We start from the raw sequence: 17,410 nt of genomic DNA, 5'->3' as shown, positions 1-17,410 counted from the left end.
TCTATGTTTTCATTCATCCAAAGATGTTCTTCAAGATTTGCGTAATAACCTCTTTTTCATTATAACAAAATATCCCACAATCGAAAATCCGATTGCGGGATATATGCTATTTATTGCAACATTTAAAATCACATAATTGCCACATTGTTTAGGTATCATTTAGAGTACAGTCACCTACACATAACGGCGATACACCTTATTCCGATCAAACGAATAAACAACTTGTAAATTTTCTACATACGTTTCAAGATGGACAATCCGTCCCCATAATTGATAAATATAAGGTAGAACACTTTCTAAATACTTCAAATCCAGTTCTGTTCCTTCATATTTATGCACTAAATACAGTTCTCCATTTCGCAAGTAATCCCCGTTTTCAACTACAATATAGGGAAAACCACCGTTTACGCGCATGGAGACTAGTTGATTTCTTACATTTTCATAATCTTTAGTGGTAATTTGATAGTTGCTGCCTTTCTTTTCAAAGAGATATAAATCTTCCTGCTGAACCAATTCCTTGGTGACATAGTTACGAATAAACGATATGTCCGATTCAATTTCTCTCACTTCAAATATTTTATCTATACCAGTATTAGGCTGTACTCCTAGCCTTCTCATTTTCTCGGTCGGATTGTTGTATCTTTTTTCAATATCCTCATAGATTTTTAATCCGAGATAATAGGGATTGATTGAGGTTTTCGAAGGTTGGATAACATTCGCATTCAATGTAGCAAATTCAATTGTTTCATCTGACGTTAAATCCATTTCCCTCAAAATGCGTTGATGCCAAAAAGAAGCCCAACCCTCATTCATAATTTTCGTTTCAAGCTGTGGCCAAAAGTAGAGCATTTCCTCACGCATCATCGTTAATATATCACGTTGCCACTCTTCTAGTTCACGACTATATTCTAAAATAAATAGCAAAATATCTTTTTCCTGATTTGGAGGTACTTTCTTGCCTTTCGGTGTTATTACTTTCTTCTCTGCCGCTTTTCGATCCAAATTCCATAAATCATCGTAAGGCGTTTTTCGTATAACTTCTTCCTCAACACTTTCCTCATTCACGTTACTTGCTGGACGTTGATGCCTGAGTATTGAAGGATCTATATGCTCTTGAATGGCTAATACAGCATCTAAAAAACGCTCTACCTCATCTTTACCATGAATCATCTCATAATTTGCAATTCGCTCGGCCGTTGCTGTCATACTCTCTACCATGTCCTTTCTCGTATTAGAGAACCGAACATTATTTTTGAAAAAGTCGCAATGGGCAAGAACATGGGCAACAATAAGTTTATTTTGAATAAGACTGTTCGTATCCAACAAAAACGCATAACAAGGATTTGAATTAATGACAAGCTCGTATATCTGACTCAACCCAAGATCATATTGAAGCTTCATTTTATGAAATTGCTTTCCGAAACTCCAATGAGTAAAACGCGTCGGCATCCCATACGCCCCAAATGTATAAATTATATCAGCTGGGCAAATTTCATACCGCATGGGATAAAAATCGAGACCAAAGCCAGTTGCGATTTCTGTGATATCGTCAATCGCACGATGAAGCGCTTTTATTTCCGTCAATCGAACCCCTCCGAGTTTTTATGAAAAAAGCTTTTAAGCGCAAAGTAGACATCTCTTTTATCCTTCAATATATAATGACGGAATTTAGGGTCATCGATTTTTTTAAACGAGGACATCATTGTTGAAAAACGGTTATATGCGTTGACCTCACCGTAACCAAACATATTTGAAACAGCCATAATTTCTTCAACAAGCTTTATGCATTTGTCATTATCGGATGACATATTTTCACCATCAGAAAAGTGAAATGGATAGATATTATAGCGTGTAGGATTGTATTTTTCCTCAATTAGCTCAAGTGCTTTTAAATAGGCAGATGAACAAATCGTACCTCCACTTTCTCCTTTAGAGAAAAAGTCTTCTTCGGTCACCACTTTTGCTTCTGTATGATGCGCAATAAATTCAAATTCAACTGTTTCATATTTTGTTCGCAAAAAGTTTGCCATCCAGAAGAAAAAACTTCTTGCCATCATTTTTTCAAAATTCCCCATTGATGCACTTGTATCCATCATTGCAAGTACAACTGCTTTGGATTCTGGTTTTTTCACATCATCCCACGTTTTAAAACGTAAGTCGTCATTGTGAAATGGCGCAATTTCAGCTTTTCCTTTTATTGCATTCCTTTTAATAGCTGTTAAAATCGTTCTTTTTTTATCAATATTTCCGATAAGTCCTTTTTTACGAATATCATTAAACTCTATTTTTTCAGCTGTATTTTCAGCTTGTTCTTTTTGTTCCAAATCTGGTAATTCCATTTCTTTAAACAAGGCATCTTCTAATTCTGCAATCGACACCTCCGCCTCATAATAATCTTGCCCCGCTTGATCCCCAGCTTGTTTTCCTGTCCCAGCAGCACTTTTCCCCTGTGATCCATCTTTTGCGACGACATCACCAACCTGACTGTCACCATTGCCTTGCCCGACATGTTTTGACTTGTCATGATTGTAGCGAATTTTATATTCATCGAGCGAACGTATAGGGATTTTAATAACGTCCTTACCTTTTGATAAGATAATACTCTCCTCGCTGATTAAATCAGGCAAGTTATTCTGAATTGCTTCTTTTACTTTATCTAAATGACGTTGCTGATCTTGATGGCCCTTACGGTGGAGGGACCAGTTTTCCTGTGAGATAGCAAAATGTTCGTTGTCTTTTTCATTCATTTTCATCCACACCCATCTTTTATCCAATGTATGTTTGGATTTTTGAAAAAAAACAAGACTAATGCTTCATCAGTCTTGTTCTTTCTTCTTCAAGCATTTATCGATTAAGCAGACTTCCAACGTAGCGCAATAATTCATTTGCCGAAATTGAGTTATAGCCATACTCATCGATAAGTCTCGCAATAACTTCGTTAACCTTTTTAAGATGTGATTCATCTGGTGTTTTGGATGAAGTCGTGATCTTCACAACATCTTTTAAATCTGAAAATAGTTTCTTTTGGATGGCTTCTCTCAAACGTTCATGAGAATTGTAGTCGAAACGCTTTCCTTTCCTTGCATAAGCGGAAAGCCGAATGAGAATTTCCTCTCGAAACGCCTTTTTTGCATTTTCCGAAATACCAATTTGCTCTTCAATGGAGCGCATGAGTTTCTCATCCGGATTCATTTCCTCACCCGTTAAGAAGTCCCTCAATTTATTTTTATTGCAAAATGCCTCTACATTATCAAGATAATTATCCATCATCGAAATTGCGGACTCTTCATACGAATAGACGAATGCCTTTTGAACTTCTTTCTTTGCAATCTCATCAAATTCTTTTCTTGCGATTGCAATATAGTTCATATACTTTTCGCGATCTGCTGGTGAAATGGAAGCATGCTGATCTAACCCATCCTTTAGGGACCGTAACACATCAAGTGCGTTGATAGAAGAAACTTCTTTTCGAATGATAGCCGATGAAATACGATTGATGACATAACGCGGATCAATTCCATTCATCCCTTCATTCGGAAATTCCTTCTTCAATTCCTCCACATCCATCTGGTTAAATCCTTCTACACTTTCCCCGTCATAGAGACGCATTTTCTTTACAACATCAATTCCTTGTTTCTTTGAGTCTTCCAACCGTGTCAAAACTGAAAAAATCGCAGCCACTTTTAAGGCATGAGGAGCAATATGGACATGTATCATATCACTTTCTTTAATCATTTTTTCGTAAATACATTCTTCCTGACTAACTTTTAGATTATAAGGAATCGGCATCACAATAATTCTCGAGTGAAGGGCCTCATTCTTTTTATTGGAAATAAAAGATCGGTACTCTGTTTCGTTGGTATGCGCGACAATCAACTCGTCTGCACTAATCAGCGCGAACCTACCAGCTTTAAAGTTGCCTTCCTGTGTTAACGATAGTAAATGCCAAAGAAATTTCTCATCGAGTTTCAACATTTCCTGAAATTCCATCATTCCCCGATTCGCTTTATTCAACTCTCCATCGAAGCGATAAGCACGCGGATCCGATTCGGAACCGAATTCAGCAATTGTCGAAAAGTCTATACTCCCTGTTAAATCGGCAATATCCTGTGATTTTGGATCGGAAGGTGTAAATGTCCCGATACCTACTCGTTTGTCTTCGGAGAAAAAGATTCGTTCCACAAGTACGTTTTCAATTTCACCATCGTATTCTTGTTCAAGCCGCATTGTATTCAACGGCGACAAACTGCCTTCAATACGAATTCCATAACTCTCTAAGAAATCTTTGCGCAAATGACTCGGAATTAAATGCAGCGGATCTTCATGCATAGGACAGCCTTTAATGGCGTAAACCGCGCCTTCATCTGTTTTAGAATAGCTCTCAAGTCCACGTTTCAACAAAGTCACAATCGTGGATTTACCGCCGCTTACGGGACCCATCAATAACAGAATCCGTTTACGAACTTCTAGTCTTTTAGCTGCGGGGTGAAAGTATTCTTCCACAAGTCTTTCAATTGACTCTTCAAGTCCAAAAATCTCATTTCCGAAAAACTGATAGAGCTTGTTACCATCTTTCTCCACTAAACCAGAACTTTTAATCATATTGTATACACGAGAATGTGCAGTTTGTGCGACTTCTTTTCTTTCCTTCACAATGGCCAAATACTCAGCAAACGTACCTTCCCACTTAAGCCTGTTTTCTTCTTCTCGGTAGCGTCTTACTTTGTTTAAGATATCCATCAATTTCCCTCCAGTCAGGGCATGGTTTTATCCATAGTATGCATCGGGGGGAATTATAATGCTGAACAATGCGAAAAGTGCCGCGTCCAGAAACGATTCAATCCGTTTCTGACGCGGCACTTTTTACTAATTGTTTATGATTGATGCTTTGTTCGGTGAACTGAACATATTTGCAACGACAAGACCTGTAAAGAAAGCAATAACACTCATAACAAACGGCGTTCCACTTTCAGGAATTCCCGGGTAGATGACGAATAACGAACCGATAATCAGTCCGATTATTATGGCGAAAGTGATGTACGTAAAGTATTTCAACAAATAACTGATTGCTTTACTGCTGACGATGAATCCGACAATGACTCCCGCACCAATAACGGCAATAATCGGCAAATTAAAGTTCGATAATGCACCGATTGCTGTCGAATAGACACCTAAAATCAGCAAAATGAATGAACCGCTAATACCAGGCAATAACATCGCCATGCTTCCCGCCCAACCAGCGAAAAAGAGCCCAATCGCATTGGAAGCAGTCAATGAAGTAATAACCGTCGTATCTTGTGGTTTTATGAATGCTAGAGAAGCGAGTGCTGCTCCAACTAGTAAAATAATCATGAAGTGTTTCCAAGTGAAATTTCTTTTCACATCGGCTTGCCTCGAAATAAAGGGTAGCACACCGATGACTAGACCCATAAAGAAATACTGGGTAGGTGCGGTATGATACTTTAGTAAATATTCAATTACCCTACTGAACAGTAAAAGGGTAGCACCGATTCCAATACCTAAAGGCAATAAAAACCCAATGTGTTTTTTCCAATTACGGCTAAAAATCCCGCTAATCGACGCTAATAATTCATCATAAATTCCTAATATGAACGCAATCGTTCCCCCGCTCACTCCAGGTATAAGATCGCTAATCCCCATAAAGAATCCGCGATATAAATTTCTCCATTGCATAACTATAGTTCCTCCAATTTCAATTGAATGTTTTTAGTATACCACTTTAACGAGTCCATAGCTAAGGGCATAAGTGACAATTTAGGTCGATATCATGTAAAGCCCAGTCTTCTAATTCTATAGTTTGCTTTGCAATAAGAATATCATTTTTATACACACTACTTAACATACAGCAAGGAGGAATCCATTTTCCCACAAACCGCGTGAAGGGATTAAGAGCACGTTTCAATTTGACACAAGGTAATATTGCCGAAAAAGTCGGGGGAACAAGGCAAACAATCGGCTCGCTAGAAAAAGGCAGCTATACACCTTCCCTGCTGCTAGCATTGAATATCGCAGGAGTGTTTGAAATGCCGATTGAGAGGATTTTTTCGGAGGAGGAAATGAAAAAATGAATATGTACATTACAGTCTTTTTAAGGATTATGCTGCTGCTATCTCTCTCAGTAATGGTTTTTGATTATTTAAGGTTGGAGCAGTTATCTCTCTTTGGCTAGGGTTTATTTTTATAATTATAGCCTTGTTATTTGTAATCATAAATACTAGACAATGTATTCTCGTCCGTAGAAACAAACATTCTATCTTGAATGCCTTCTTAGTGACAGAATATGATGTTTCAGATGAACGAGCTGTTCCAATTACACATAAGACAGTCAGTATTGCATTCGTCTTTATTGTAGTTTACTCCTTCTTCATTATTGGTTCCTACATGTTCATTCCAAGTTATTTTGTTGAATACATTTGGTATCCACTCTTTACAACAGCCTCCATTCCTATAGTTGGATTGCTGACGTATTTGATATCATTTAAAGCACTGCAACATAAATAATGAAAGGGTGGGGATTTCAGATGAGAGGCTTAACAATAGCTATATCTCTTAGGGTTTTGATAATTATCACATTTAGTCTTAAGGCGTTTGGCATCTTTTATTATGATTCACCTACTTCATTTAATGGTACCAGATTTTATTTCATACTTTCCTCTTGGATCGTAATAGGGCTCATTCATTTACAGATGTATAAACATATAAAGAACAGTCCCCACGGCCTATTTATTATAAAGAATTGATATTTCCAGAATTCAACTCAAAGGATTAGGCGAAGTAGAATTCACAGAGAATGCGGCGAAAGCAGCGTTTTCAGTCGTTCTTATCTATACACCTTTTTTTATGTGCATACGGTTTCTATTTTTCAGTTAAGATCATGTTCTCTTTGCGACTTTCATACCCATCGCAGGTTTGTTCGCTTATTACTTTTCTTACCGTTATCATTATTTGCAATGAATATAGTAAAAGTGCCAGTTCACATATACTGGTACTTTTTCTTAAACGAATATCTATTTTCGAGCTTGACATGATCATTTACTGATGTTAAAAGTACTTTTAACATCATGCTGATTCCCACTAAATTCTTCCCTTAATATATACTTTTGTATTTTAGCTGAAGACGTTCTCGGTAGCATATAAATAAAAAAATACTTTTTTGGCCTCTTGTAGTGTGCAAGCTTTTCTAAAATAAACTAAATACAAGAAACGCTGTAAGGTTTGGGATTCCTCCAAACATAGATATGTTAACGCAGCAAAGTGCCAACTTTAAAACTTAATTTCTGAATTATTATTTTTTTAGAATTGCACTCTTAGTGAGTATAATTAAAAAGCTATTACTCCATCAACATGGAACAACGACAACGCCTCTCTTAGCGCTATCCATTAGCGCCAAAATAAAAAGAACGCCCGGATGGACGCTCTTACACTTACCTATTCGTGATCTTTATCTCAACAAACGTATGCAAGGCTTCCGCATATTCTTTCACCAGCGTTTCGACAATTTCCTTTGTCGTTTCCCGTTTAGTAACAGTCGTTACCCCTTGCCCTGCCGACCAAATGTCACGCCAAGCCTTAACGCTAACCAAATGTGAAAAATCCACTTCTTCTTTTGATTTGAGTGTCGTAGGATCAATGCCCTCTTTCACGATACTCGGAATCAATAAATTTGCATGTACCCCACTAAAGGAATCTGTGTACAAAATATCTTCAATTGTTGCGTCGAGCACCATTTGCTTATAGGCTTCCGATGCATGGCTTTCGTCTGCCGCTAAGAAGCGCGTACCCATGAATGCATAATCAGCACCCATTATTCGGGCGGCGACCACGTCCGCACCATTGGAAATCGAACCCGATAAAATAATCGTGCCTTCGTAAAATTGTTTTACCGCTGCAATAAAAGCGAACGGATTTAAGCTCCCACCATGTCCCCCTGCCCCCGTACAAACTAAAATCAAGCCATCCACCCCAGTTGCCGCCGCCTTTTCAGCATGTTTGACAGTAGCTACATCCGAATAGACGAGCCCTCCGTATGCGTGAACGATTTCGAGTACTTCTCCTGGATGACCAAGTGAAGTAATCACAATCGGAGGTTGATAGTCTCGAATTAATATCAAATCCTCCTGATATCGACTATTTGTTTTTTTATGGCAGATAAAATTCACTGCCCAAGGTCGATTGCCCAATCCATCCTTCACTTCTTGAAGCCATTCTGCACATTGCTCGACTGGACGAGCATTTAATAGAGGTAACGAACCAATGACACCTGCTTTTCCTGCTTCTATGACCATGTTAGGCGTCGATACTAAAAACATCGGTGCAACGATAACTGGCAATTTCAACATGTACAATCCCCCTCCCAATTCCTTACCCACCGCGACTAAATATAATCGCTACACCGACTGTTACAGAACGGTGTTTCGCTACGAGAAACGGCTAACACTATTTTCATTTCACTTGCCCTGACACAATTTGTGCTAAAGATTTCCATACGACTTTAAGCACTAATTGTTCTGCGTTCCCAAACAGTCGAACTCGAATCACTTATTTCATTTTTCAAAACGGATTTTTGGATTTTTTGAGTCGCTGTCTTCGGCAAGCTTGCCCGAAATTCGATGAAACGCGGAATTTTATACTTTGCCATTACAGACTCGCACCATTCTATGATTTCTTCTGCTTGGATACGTTCACCTGTTTTCACAACGACATACACTTTTACTTCTTCACCACGTAAGTCATCTGGAACCGAAATGGCTGCTACCTCCAGAATTTTCGGATGCGCCATTAAAACCCTTTCAATCTCAGCCGAAGATATATTTTCTCCATTTCGTCGAATGATATCATTTTTTCGATCTAAAAAGTACAAAAAACCATCCTCATCCATATAACCAATATCTCCAGAATACAACCAACCATCACGATAGGCCTTTTGCGTTTCAGCAATGTTGTTCCAGTAACCAAGTGTTAAGGATGGACCTGTAAAGATTATTTCACCTGCTTGTAGCGCTGGCAAAGGATTTCCCATTTCGTCTACGATCATGATTTCATGATTTTCAAAGGCTGTTCCACTGGAACCACCCCTGCGGTTCCCCACATGATTTACCGTACCTCCACCCTCTGTCATTCCGTATAATTCAATCATTTCCAGCTTCCATCTTGTTTCATATTCCACAATTCTTTCCGGGTCTGCTTGTGCACCTACAGCTAATCGAAGTGTATTCTTCATCTCTTCCTCTGTCTCAGTTAATTTTGATAGTAAAGGTAGAATGGAACCCAAATAATAGAAAACCGTTGCCTGATAGTCGGCTACTTGCTGCCAAAATGTAGTGGGTTTAAACTTGTCTAATAGCACAATACTAGATTCTGATAAAAGTGATGTCGTAACCGTCAGTACTTGAGCGTTCATATGAAATAGAGGCAAACATGTTAACAGCCTGTCTTTTTCAGTGAGCTCCAAAGCTTTTTTTGCGGACTGAGCCAGGTGTATATAATACCTATGCGGGCACATGACCCCTTTTGGATTTCCGGTTGTACCCGACGTATATAGTATCGAAGCTAGATCCTCGTCATTCGGTATTTCATAGCGAATGAATCCTTCATTCTCTAGTAAACTATCCATGGACATCCAACCGTTTCTGGCTATCCCAGTCGTTATACAAAATCGAATCGAATCACATTGCGCAATAGCTGGATCTAAAATATGCTCAATTTCCTGATCCTCGCCTATCACCCCAATTACAGCGCTGTCATTTAGAATATAGGACACTTCTTTTTCTACTAAAGCAGTGTTGATCGGCACCATCACTGCGCCAATCCGATTTAACGCAAACCAGGCGTAGATAAATTCAGGGCGATTTTGAAGATATAAAGCAATTCTATCTCCCTTCTGAATACCAAGCGAACAAAATGAAAGGGCCAAAGCATTGACGCGGGCGTGCACATCACGGTAGGTCAATCGATCGTTATTCGTAAATAAATACGCTTTTTCCGGTAAATGTTTCGCATGATGATCTAATAATTGATTGATAAGGAACAATCTCTCCACCCTTTCTCGGATTTTATCGTGCTAAAGAACTGGTAACATAAAACGCCTCAGACCGTCAAACTAAATTGTTCTCTCAATCGATATTTTTGAATTTTCCCTGAGGGCGTTCTCGGAAGTTCATCCACAAAGACTATTTCTTTTGGTTTTTTGTAGCGTGCAAGTTTTTCTGAGATGAATTCTTCTATTTCCTGTTTTGTTATCGTCATTCCTGGTGTCAGAACAATGACTGCACAAACTGACTCTATAAATTTCGGATCAGGAATTCCAATAATGGCTACATCTCGTATGGCCGGGTGGCGTATGAGCACATCCTCTACTTCTACTGGATAAATATTTTCACCACCACTTCGGATCATGTCTTTTTTTCGACCTGATATGGCAAGATAACCATGTTGATCAATATAACCGAGATCGCCCGTATGACACCATCCATCGATAAATGTACGTGCTGTCTCTGCTTCTTTTCGCCAATATCCCATCGAAACAGACGGACCCTTTATGCAAATTTCTCCGACATGATCAAAGCCCAACACGTTTTCTTCATCATCTACAATTTTAATTTCCGTAAACGGCATGGGCTTTCCAACTGTATGCCCTTTCGTTTGTGCATCCTTCGAGTCAAGAGAAGCAGCAATGGGTGTGCCTTCCGTTAGGCCATAAACTTGAACAAATCCAACATGCGGATACTTCGCATAGAGTTGTTCAATTGCCCAAGGAATTACAGGGTCGCCCCCAGAATAGATTTGTCGTAAATTCGAAAATTTGTATTTGGATGCTGTAGGATGATTCAACAAATCATAGATCATAAATGGAAACAGGAAGCAATCTGTTACTTGTTCCTTTTCAATCACATTGACGATTCGTTCAATTTCAAAGCCTCCACTCTGCGTTACGATGATTGTTCCACCCACTAAAAGTGTCGGAATCACAAGATCTTCCATGGCTCCGACATGATAAAGAGGACCTGTTGACATGCCGATTGTCTCTGCATGTAGCCCCCATTTCAGTATTTGCATGTTCGCAAACCATAACGTATTTTCATGCGACCATAGAGCACCTTTAGGACTTCCCGTAGTGCCCGATGTGTACATCAACATAACCGGGTCAGCTTTATCGATATCTGTATGGACCGGCCCTGTTCCATTTCCCTCTTCTAACTTACGCCAACTCTTTGACCATTCAGGAATTGAATGCCCATCTTTTTCAAGACATAGGTATTCTTTCACCTGGACTGCGTCTCGAATTGACGCTATTCTTTCAGCTATATTCGAATGTAAACACAATATTTCCGGGCCTGAATCATTCAAAATATAGGTAAACTCTTCACTGGTTAATCGAAAGTTAATGCGAACGGCAATCGCTCCTAGCTTTGCAATTGCGAAATAGAGGGCAAAGTATTCAAGACAGTTGTATAACAAAATCCCAACTCGATCTCCTTTTTTAACGCCCATTTGACGAAGTGCATGCGCATATTGGTTTGCCTGATGATTTAAATCGCCATAGGTCCATGCTTCATTCGATTCAAATCTTAAAGCGATTTTTTCTGGATCTATTGTTTGATAGTTCTTTTCCACCCTATTGACTAAGTACCCGACGTCCATTTTCCATACCTCCCCTAAGCGTTAGCCCTCCATCGCATCGAGCATCTCTTCGTCGAGTTGGACAATCGACTTTTGCGTTAGCAACGAAACGACAATGAAGACAATAATTGAAATCGCAAATGCAACAGCTCCCACAATAACTCCTGGTGGAAGTATGACCACACCATATTTTCCGCCAATCTCTAATGCAAAATTCAAGCCTAGGCCAATAATGATACTTGAAATCGCTCCATACTTCGTCGCCTTTTCCCAAATGAGCCCGAGTACAACGGCTGGAAAGACTGCGGATGCAAAAGTTCCCCAACCAAAAACCCCAAGTAGGGCTACCAATGTATCCATATAAAATGAAAATAGCGTAGAAAGTACAAGCAAACCTACGACAGCTATTCGATTCCAAAGCAATTCATTTTTCACTTTCATATTAAAAGCTTTCGGAATATCCCTAGTTAACCCTGAAGCACCAAGCGTCACAAAGCTTGAGCCCGTAGACATAATAGCCGCAAGCAATCCCGCAATGACTAAACCGCCAATAATTGGGGATGTAAAATGTGTAATAAATACAGTCAATGCTTCATCTGGTGAGGCTAGTTCTGGAAATTCCCCTTTTATATAAAGAGATCTAGCAGTTAAGCCGATACCAATCACTAATAGAGTGCTCAATGTGTACGCAAACCCAGCGGTAAATGCTCCCCATTTCAATTGCTTCTGATCTTTTATCATTAAAAATTTCGTGATAAAATGGGGCTGTCCAGCCGCACCTAAACTAAACAAAAAGATCCAACAGGCAATGGATAGTATGGAGTAAGTTCCAAATGGCGAAGCCATAAGTGGATCAGCACTTTGTAAACTCTCCGTGATATTCTGAACACCGCCACCAATATTCAGCGCCATGAAGAAAATCACAACGGAAACCGTAACCATAATGATCCCTTGGAATAAATCCGTATATACACCCGCAATAACTCCACCACCAACGCAGTAAAATCCGAGTATTGCAAGTCCAATAAGTGCTCCTATCTTTGGAGAAACACCAAAAACCGTATGCATAATAATGCCCATGGCTTGGACCTGTGTACCTAGATAGCCAATAACACCAAGCGTAACGGCTAGTCCAATCCATCCCCTTACAGCCTTACTGTTGTATCTTTTCTCGACCACATCTCCAAGTGTGTATATTTCACCTAGTTGACCAATCTTCCACATTCTTTTCCCAACTAAAAACCAAGTTAGTGCAAAACCTAAAGGGGCGGCAATTCCAACGCCAGCTAAAAACCCCATGCCTCCAGAAAACGTTAATCCCGTCCCGCCCAACATGCCAAAACCGCTTTGAATGGAAGAGAATGCAGCAATAGCCATAACAAACATACCTAGACTTTTACCAGCTATTAAAAAATCACTTGTTGTCTTCGTTTTCCCCGTTGCCCATACACCGATTAAAATACAAATAAGTAGATAGATGATGACAATCGTAATAATCGTACCGCTCATTTACCCCACCCCTTTTCGTTAGTCTACAAACCATCCCGCTACTTATTAGAAGTAGCGGATATCTACCGGATATCTACCGGATAAAATCGGGAAATACTATTAATTATGAACTGATTCCTCGTAAGTAAAGGTCCATGCGTAAAGTAAACAAATGAGATTAGCTAATGGCCAAATACCTAATAAATAGATGGCCATGCTTGGGGTTAGCCCTAAAATATACGAAGTTCCTCCTGTTGGTGAATCAATCGTGATCATATCGAGCCAGCTATATAAAATGATATAGGCAAGTGAAACAGATGCTGGAATCCATATTTTACGAGGATTTCTTTTCACATTTTTCACTAATCCCGCCAAAATAGCGATACCGATAACGACTAAATAAGGATAAAGAATTATGCGCCATGAACCCGTAAGCATCCCAATAAGTGTTACGCTAACGAGCAATAGAAATGTGTAGATAATCTTATCGGAAATAGACATCTTCGAACCCCTCCCCATTTTTTTATAACGTTAAGGATTTGGCTTGCAAATGCTGTGCCACAAAGTTGGTAGTTGTATCACCATTCAAAAAAGCTTCATGCGCAATAATATTTTTCAACATGGGAATATTTGTTTTAATGCCTTCCACCACATAGTAATCAAGAGCTTGTTTCATTTCTTCAATTGCTTGTTCTCTTGTATGGCCTTTTACGATTAATTTAGCAATCATCGGGTCATAAAACGGAGTAACCGTTGATTGTTCGTTTACAGCAAGTTCATGACGGATATTATCTCCACTTGGTAATGTCATTTTTGTGATTTTACCTGGAGATGGAAAAAATGTTTTTGGATCTTCCGCATAGATTCTCACTTCAATTGCATGACCACTTCTAGCAATATCCGATTGAAGAAATGACAGCTTTTTACCGAATGCAATGTTTAGTTGTTCTTTAACCAAATCTATCCCCGTTATTTCCTCTGTGATTGGGTGTTCTACTTGCAATCTTGTATTCATCTCAAGAAAGTAGAAATTCTTTTCTTCATCTACTAAAAATTCAATCGTCCCCGCGTTGATGTATCCGATTGATTTGGCTGCTTTTACAGCTACTTCTCCCATTTTTATGCGCGTTTCTTCGTCTAAAAATGGAGATGGCGCTTCTTCCAGAATTTTTTGATGGCGGCGTTGAATCGAACATTCTCGTTCCCATAGGTACACGGTATTGTGCTGATTGTCAGCAAGTATTTGAATTTCAATATGTCTTGGATTTGCTACATACTTTTCTATAAACATGGCACCATCACCAAAATAGTCGGTCGCCCTTTTTTGATTGCCCGCGAAGGCTTTCCTCAATTCCTCACTGTCGTTTACAATTTGTATACCTATGCCCCCTCCACCTGCAGAGGCTTTTAACATGACGGGATAGCCGATGTCGTTAGCAACCATAATTGCTTCCTCCGTGTCTTGTAACGGATAGTCAATACCCAGAACAATCGGAACACCCGCTGCTTTCATTAACTTTCGCGCTTCAATTTTACTGCCCATTTTTGCGATTGCTTCCGTTTCAGGTCCTATGAAAACGAGTCCAACCTCTTGACAACGCTTCACAAAATCCGCGTTTTCCGATAGTAAACCATAGCCCGGATGAACCGCTTCGGCCCCAGAAGCTTGCGCCACTTCAATAATCTTATCGATGTTTAGATAACTCTCGTTGACACGTGGCGGTCCAATTAAATAGGCTTCATCAGCAGCTTGGACATGAAGGGCCTCCGCATCTGCCTCCGAATAAATCGCAACCGTTGCAATCCCCATTTCCTTACATGTTCGAATGATTCTTGCTGCAATTTCTCCTCGATTGGCAATCAATATTTTAGTAAACATAACGGATCGTACCCCTTTCTATGTCGTTTGATTCACTCATTTACTGCGGTTGTGTATACCGTTCTTTTAGTTTAGTTTTTTGAATTTTCCCGGATGGTGTCATCGGCAATTCATCGACAAATACGAACTGCTTTGGTACTTTGTAATCTGCGAGATGTTCTTGGCAATAGGTGACTAATTCTGCCTCCGCTAGTTGCTTACCAACGGCCAGAACAATATAATAGCGCCCCACTTCACCGTAAAACGAATCGGGAACCCCGATGCCTGCCGCAATCGAAATAGACGGATGTGCGGTTAACACATTTTCAATCTCAACAGGCAACACGTTAAATCCACCTTGAATATAGATTTCTTTTTTTCTTCCTTTAAAACTGATATAGCCTTCCTCATCAGTGCTCACAATATCTCCTGTGTATAACCAGCCGTCTTCTGAAAAGGTATCTTCCGTATTTTCTTCATCCCTATAATACCCCTTCGCTAGACAATCACCTTTCACTACTAGCTCGCCCATTTCACCATTCACGACTTCTTGTCGCTTCCCATCCACAACTTTAGCGACGAAATCTCCAATTATCACACCGATTGTCTTTTGAACTTTTTCGATTGAATCACTTACCCTTGACAAGATACATGCGCCCGAGCTCTCACTCAGCCCATATAGGTTTACCAATTTCGCATTTGGCATCAATTTTGTGATTTCTTGACATAACGCCGGTTCAACATTCGAACCACCAATAATGCTAATCCGCACGGTACTCAGATCATAGGTCGAAAAGCCTTTATGGGAAAGCAACATTAAATACATTGTCGGGACACCACCAAAAAGTGTGGCTTTATGTTGGTGAATAGCTGATAACACATTTTCTGGTCGGAACTCTGGAATGAGCACAGCCATTCCTTTACTGATCAATGTCACTATAACCTGACATGTAATACCACCAACGTGGTTCAGTGGTAGGCTTTGAATAGTTACATCTTCCTCATTTATTTGAAAATGATTAACCTGCGCACGCGCTGAAGCTAATATACTTCGATGGGTGATCATGGCTCCTTTGGGCTTTCCAGTCGTTCCAGAAGTATAAATCATGACGGCAAGATCTTCAGGAATCACTTCTTTTTTACATGAGTTTAATTTATCGCTATCCGTGCTTCTTCCAATTAGTTCGGAAAAAGACAAACTGCCTTCAAATCCCTCACCGATAAAGATATACTTTTCAACAGTTGGGATTTCTGATTGGAAGTCGAAGAAAAACTCCGAGAAATTAAAACCCGGAATTTTATCGATAGACACAATTGCTTTTACCTCGGAATGATTGAGCATGTATTCCAATTCAGTATCCCGATACCGAACGCTTAACGCGACAGCGCCCACACCAATTTTCGCTGCGGCAAAATACGAAATGAGCCATTCCATTTGGTTTAAAGCAAGGATTGCAATATGATCGCCTCTTGTTAACCCTTCCTCTAGAAAAGCCGAGGCCAGCCGATCTGTCACTTCATCCAATTGCTTATAGGTCAGACTTTTCGAACCTTCGTATAAAAAGATGTAAGTGGGACATTTGTTTACTGCTTCTTGCAATATGTCATTTATCGTCTTCATCTTAAAAAATCCCCCTAACTGTATTCAACGCCCCACAAAAAGCGGTGCTCGTTTTTCCGCGAATGCTTTCAAACCTTCTTTTGCATCCTCACTCATAAACGCTTTATTTGCATAGTTCCATTCTTCTCGGAACGCTAATTCCATCGGCAAACTTTGTAAACGAACTACAGCCTCTTTCGTTGCTTGTACAGCAATCGGGCCGTTCCTGCAAATTTTCTCTGCATAGGATTCGGCTTCAGCTAAGAGTTGACTAGACGGCACAACCTTGTTGATCAAGCCAATATCAAGTGCTTCTTTAGCCGTGATGGATTCCCCTGTCAGTAAGATTTCCATTGCCCTGCAATAAGGGATTTGTCGAACGAGCCTGACTAGGGAACCCGCTGCCGCCATAATCGACCATTTCGGTTCAGGCAAGCCAAAAGTTGCGTGCTCAGCCGCAATTCGAATATCTGTTGCCTGAAGGATTTCCATGCCCCCCGCCAAACAATGGCCATTGACCGCGGCAATAATCGGCTTCCATAATGGCGTATGTTTCAACACGACATCATCTAATAGACCTGGATCCATTGTCCCTTCGGTGATTGCAGGAATGGTTTCCTTTAAATCAGCCCCAGCACAAAATGCCTGCTCCCCTGCACCTGTTAAAATAATCACTCGAACCTCATCGTCTTCTCTCGATTCCTTAAATGCTTCAGCGAGCTGTTGAAAGCCACTCGGAGGCATGGCGTTCATGGCCTCCGGTCTATTCAAAGTTATATAAGCCTTGTTAGACACTTTTTCATATAGCACCCAGTTTCGCATTA

At 39.9% G+C, this 17,410-nt stretch carries 14 protein-coding genes; 2 read left to right on the top strand and 12 right to left on the bottom strand.

The window, feature by feature from the left end:
- Positions 1–174: 174 nt before the first annotated feature.
- The 4 genes from FQ087_RS02600 to FQ087_RS02585 form a co-directional block, all read right to left on the bottom strand.
- Positions 175–1,584 carry a SpoVR family protein gene (locus FQ087_RS02600; RefSeq protein ID WP_149578995.1) on the bottom strand — a complete coding sequence of 470 codons (1,410 nt, stop codon included), beginning with the start codon at positions 1,582–1,584 and terminating at the stop codon, positions 175–177.
- A complete protein-coding gene (gene yhbH / locus FQ087_RS02595) occupies positions 1,581–2,747 on the bottom strand; it encodes a sporulation protein YhbH (RefSeq protein ID WP_149578994.1) in 1,167 nt (388 codons plus the stop codon). Before yhbH ends, FQ087_RS02600 begins: the two co-directional genes overlap by 4 nt.
- Before the next feature lie 97 nt (positions 2,748–2,844).
- Positions 2,845–4,740 (bottom strand): PrkA family serine protein kinase, encoded by a 1,896-nt coding sequence (locus FQ087_RS02590; protein WP_149578993.1) that lies wholly within the window; start codon positions 4,738–4,740, stop codon positions 2,845–2,847.
- Positions 4,741–4,866: 126 nt separating this feature from the next.
- The gene (locus FQ087_RS02585; protein ID WP_149578992.1) at positions 4,867–5,694 is read right to left on the bottom strand and encodes a DUF368 domain-containing protein; all 828 of its coding nucleotides are present in this window, start codon (positions 5,692–5,694) and stop codon (positions 4,867–4,869) included.
- 182 nt (positions 5,695–5,876) lie between these two features.
- Between FQ087_RS02585 and FQ087_RS02580 the strand changes: the two genes are divergently transcribed.
- Complete coding sequence (locus FQ087_RS02580; RefSeq protein ID WP_149578991.1) at positions 5,877–6,089, top strand: helix-turn-helix transcriptional regulator; 213 nt, start codon at positions 5,877–5,879, stop codon at positions 6,087–6,089.
- A 202-nt stretch (positions 6,090–6,291) separates the two neighbouring features.
- Positions 6,292–6,522 (top strand): hypothetical protein, encoded by a 231-nt coding sequence (locus tag FQ087_RS02575; RefSeq protein WP_149578990.1) that lies wholly within the window; start codon positions 6,292–6,294, stop codon positions 6,520–6,522.
- 923 nt (positions 6,523–7,445) lie between these two features.
- Here FQ087_RS02575 and FQ087_RS02570 read toward each other — a convergent pair.
- From FQ087_RS02570 to FQ087_RS02535, 8 genes are all read right to left on the bottom strand, one after another.
- Positions 7,446–8,360, bottom strand: a complete 915-nt coding sequence (locus FQ087_RS02570; protein WP_149578989.1) for an NAD(P)H-dependent flavin oxidoreductase — start codon at positions 8,358–8,360, stop codon at positions 7,446–7,448.
- Positions 8,361–8,512: 152 nt separating this feature from the next.
- On the bottom strand, positions 8,513–10,051 hold the full coding sequence (locus FQ087_RS02565) for an AMP-binding protein (protein ID WP_149578988.1): 1,539 nt from the start codon (positions 10,049–10,051) through the stop codon (positions 8,513–8,515).
- A gap of 56 nt (positions 10,052–10,107) precedes the next feature.
- The gene (locus tag FQ087_RS02560; protein ID WP_149578987.1) at positions 10,108–11,661 is read right to left on the bottom strand and encodes a class I adenylate-forming enzyme family protein; all 1,554 of its coding nucleotides are present in this window, start codon (positions 11,659–11,661) and stop codon (positions 10,108–10,110) included.
- Positions 11,662–11,682: 21 nt separating this feature from the next.
- Complete coding sequence (locus FQ087_RS02555) at positions 11,683–13,149, bottom strand: sodium:solute symporter family transporter (RefSeq protein ID WP_149578986.1); 1,467 nt, start codon at positions 13,147–13,149, stop codon at positions 11,683–11,685.
- A 99-nt stretch (positions 13,150–13,248) separates the two neighbouring features.
- A complete protein-coding gene (locus tag FQ087_RS02550; RefSeq protein WP_149578985.1) occupies positions 13,249–13,629 on the bottom strand; it encodes a hypothetical protein in 381 nt (126 codons plus the stop codon).
- A gap of 22 nt (positions 13,630–13,651) precedes the next feature.
- Positions 13,652–15,007, bottom strand: a complete 1,356-nt coding sequence (locus FQ087_RS02545; protein WP_149578984.1) for an acetyl-CoA carboxylase biotin carboxylase subunit — start codon at positions 15,005–15,007, stop codon at positions 13,652–13,654.
- A 40-nt stretch (positions 15,008–15,047) separates the two neighbouring features.
- On the bottom strand, positions 15,048–16,607 hold the full coding sequence (locus FQ087_RS02540) for a class I adenylate-forming enzyme family protein (protein ID WP_149578983.1): 1,560 nt from the start codon (positions 16,605–16,607) through the stop codon (positions 15,048–15,050).
- Positions 16,608–16,631: 24 nt separating this feature from the next.
- Complete coding sequence (locus FQ087_RS02535) at positions 16,632–17,408, bottom strand: enoyl-CoA hydratase-related protein (RefSeq protein WP_149578982.1); 777 nt, start codon at positions 17,406–17,408, stop codon at positions 16,632–16,634.
- Between the last annotated feature and the right edge of the window lie 2 nt (positions 17,409–17,410).

It is taken from the genome of Sporosarcina sp. ANT_H38 (assembly GCF_008369195.1).
In the GTDB taxonomy this organism is placed as follows: domain Bacteria; phylum Bacillota; class Bacilli; order Bacillales_A; family Planococcaceae; genus Sporosarcina.
The sequence above is the reverse complement of the archived record's forward strand: the minus strand, read 5'-3'. Positions and strand labels throughout refer to the sequence as shown.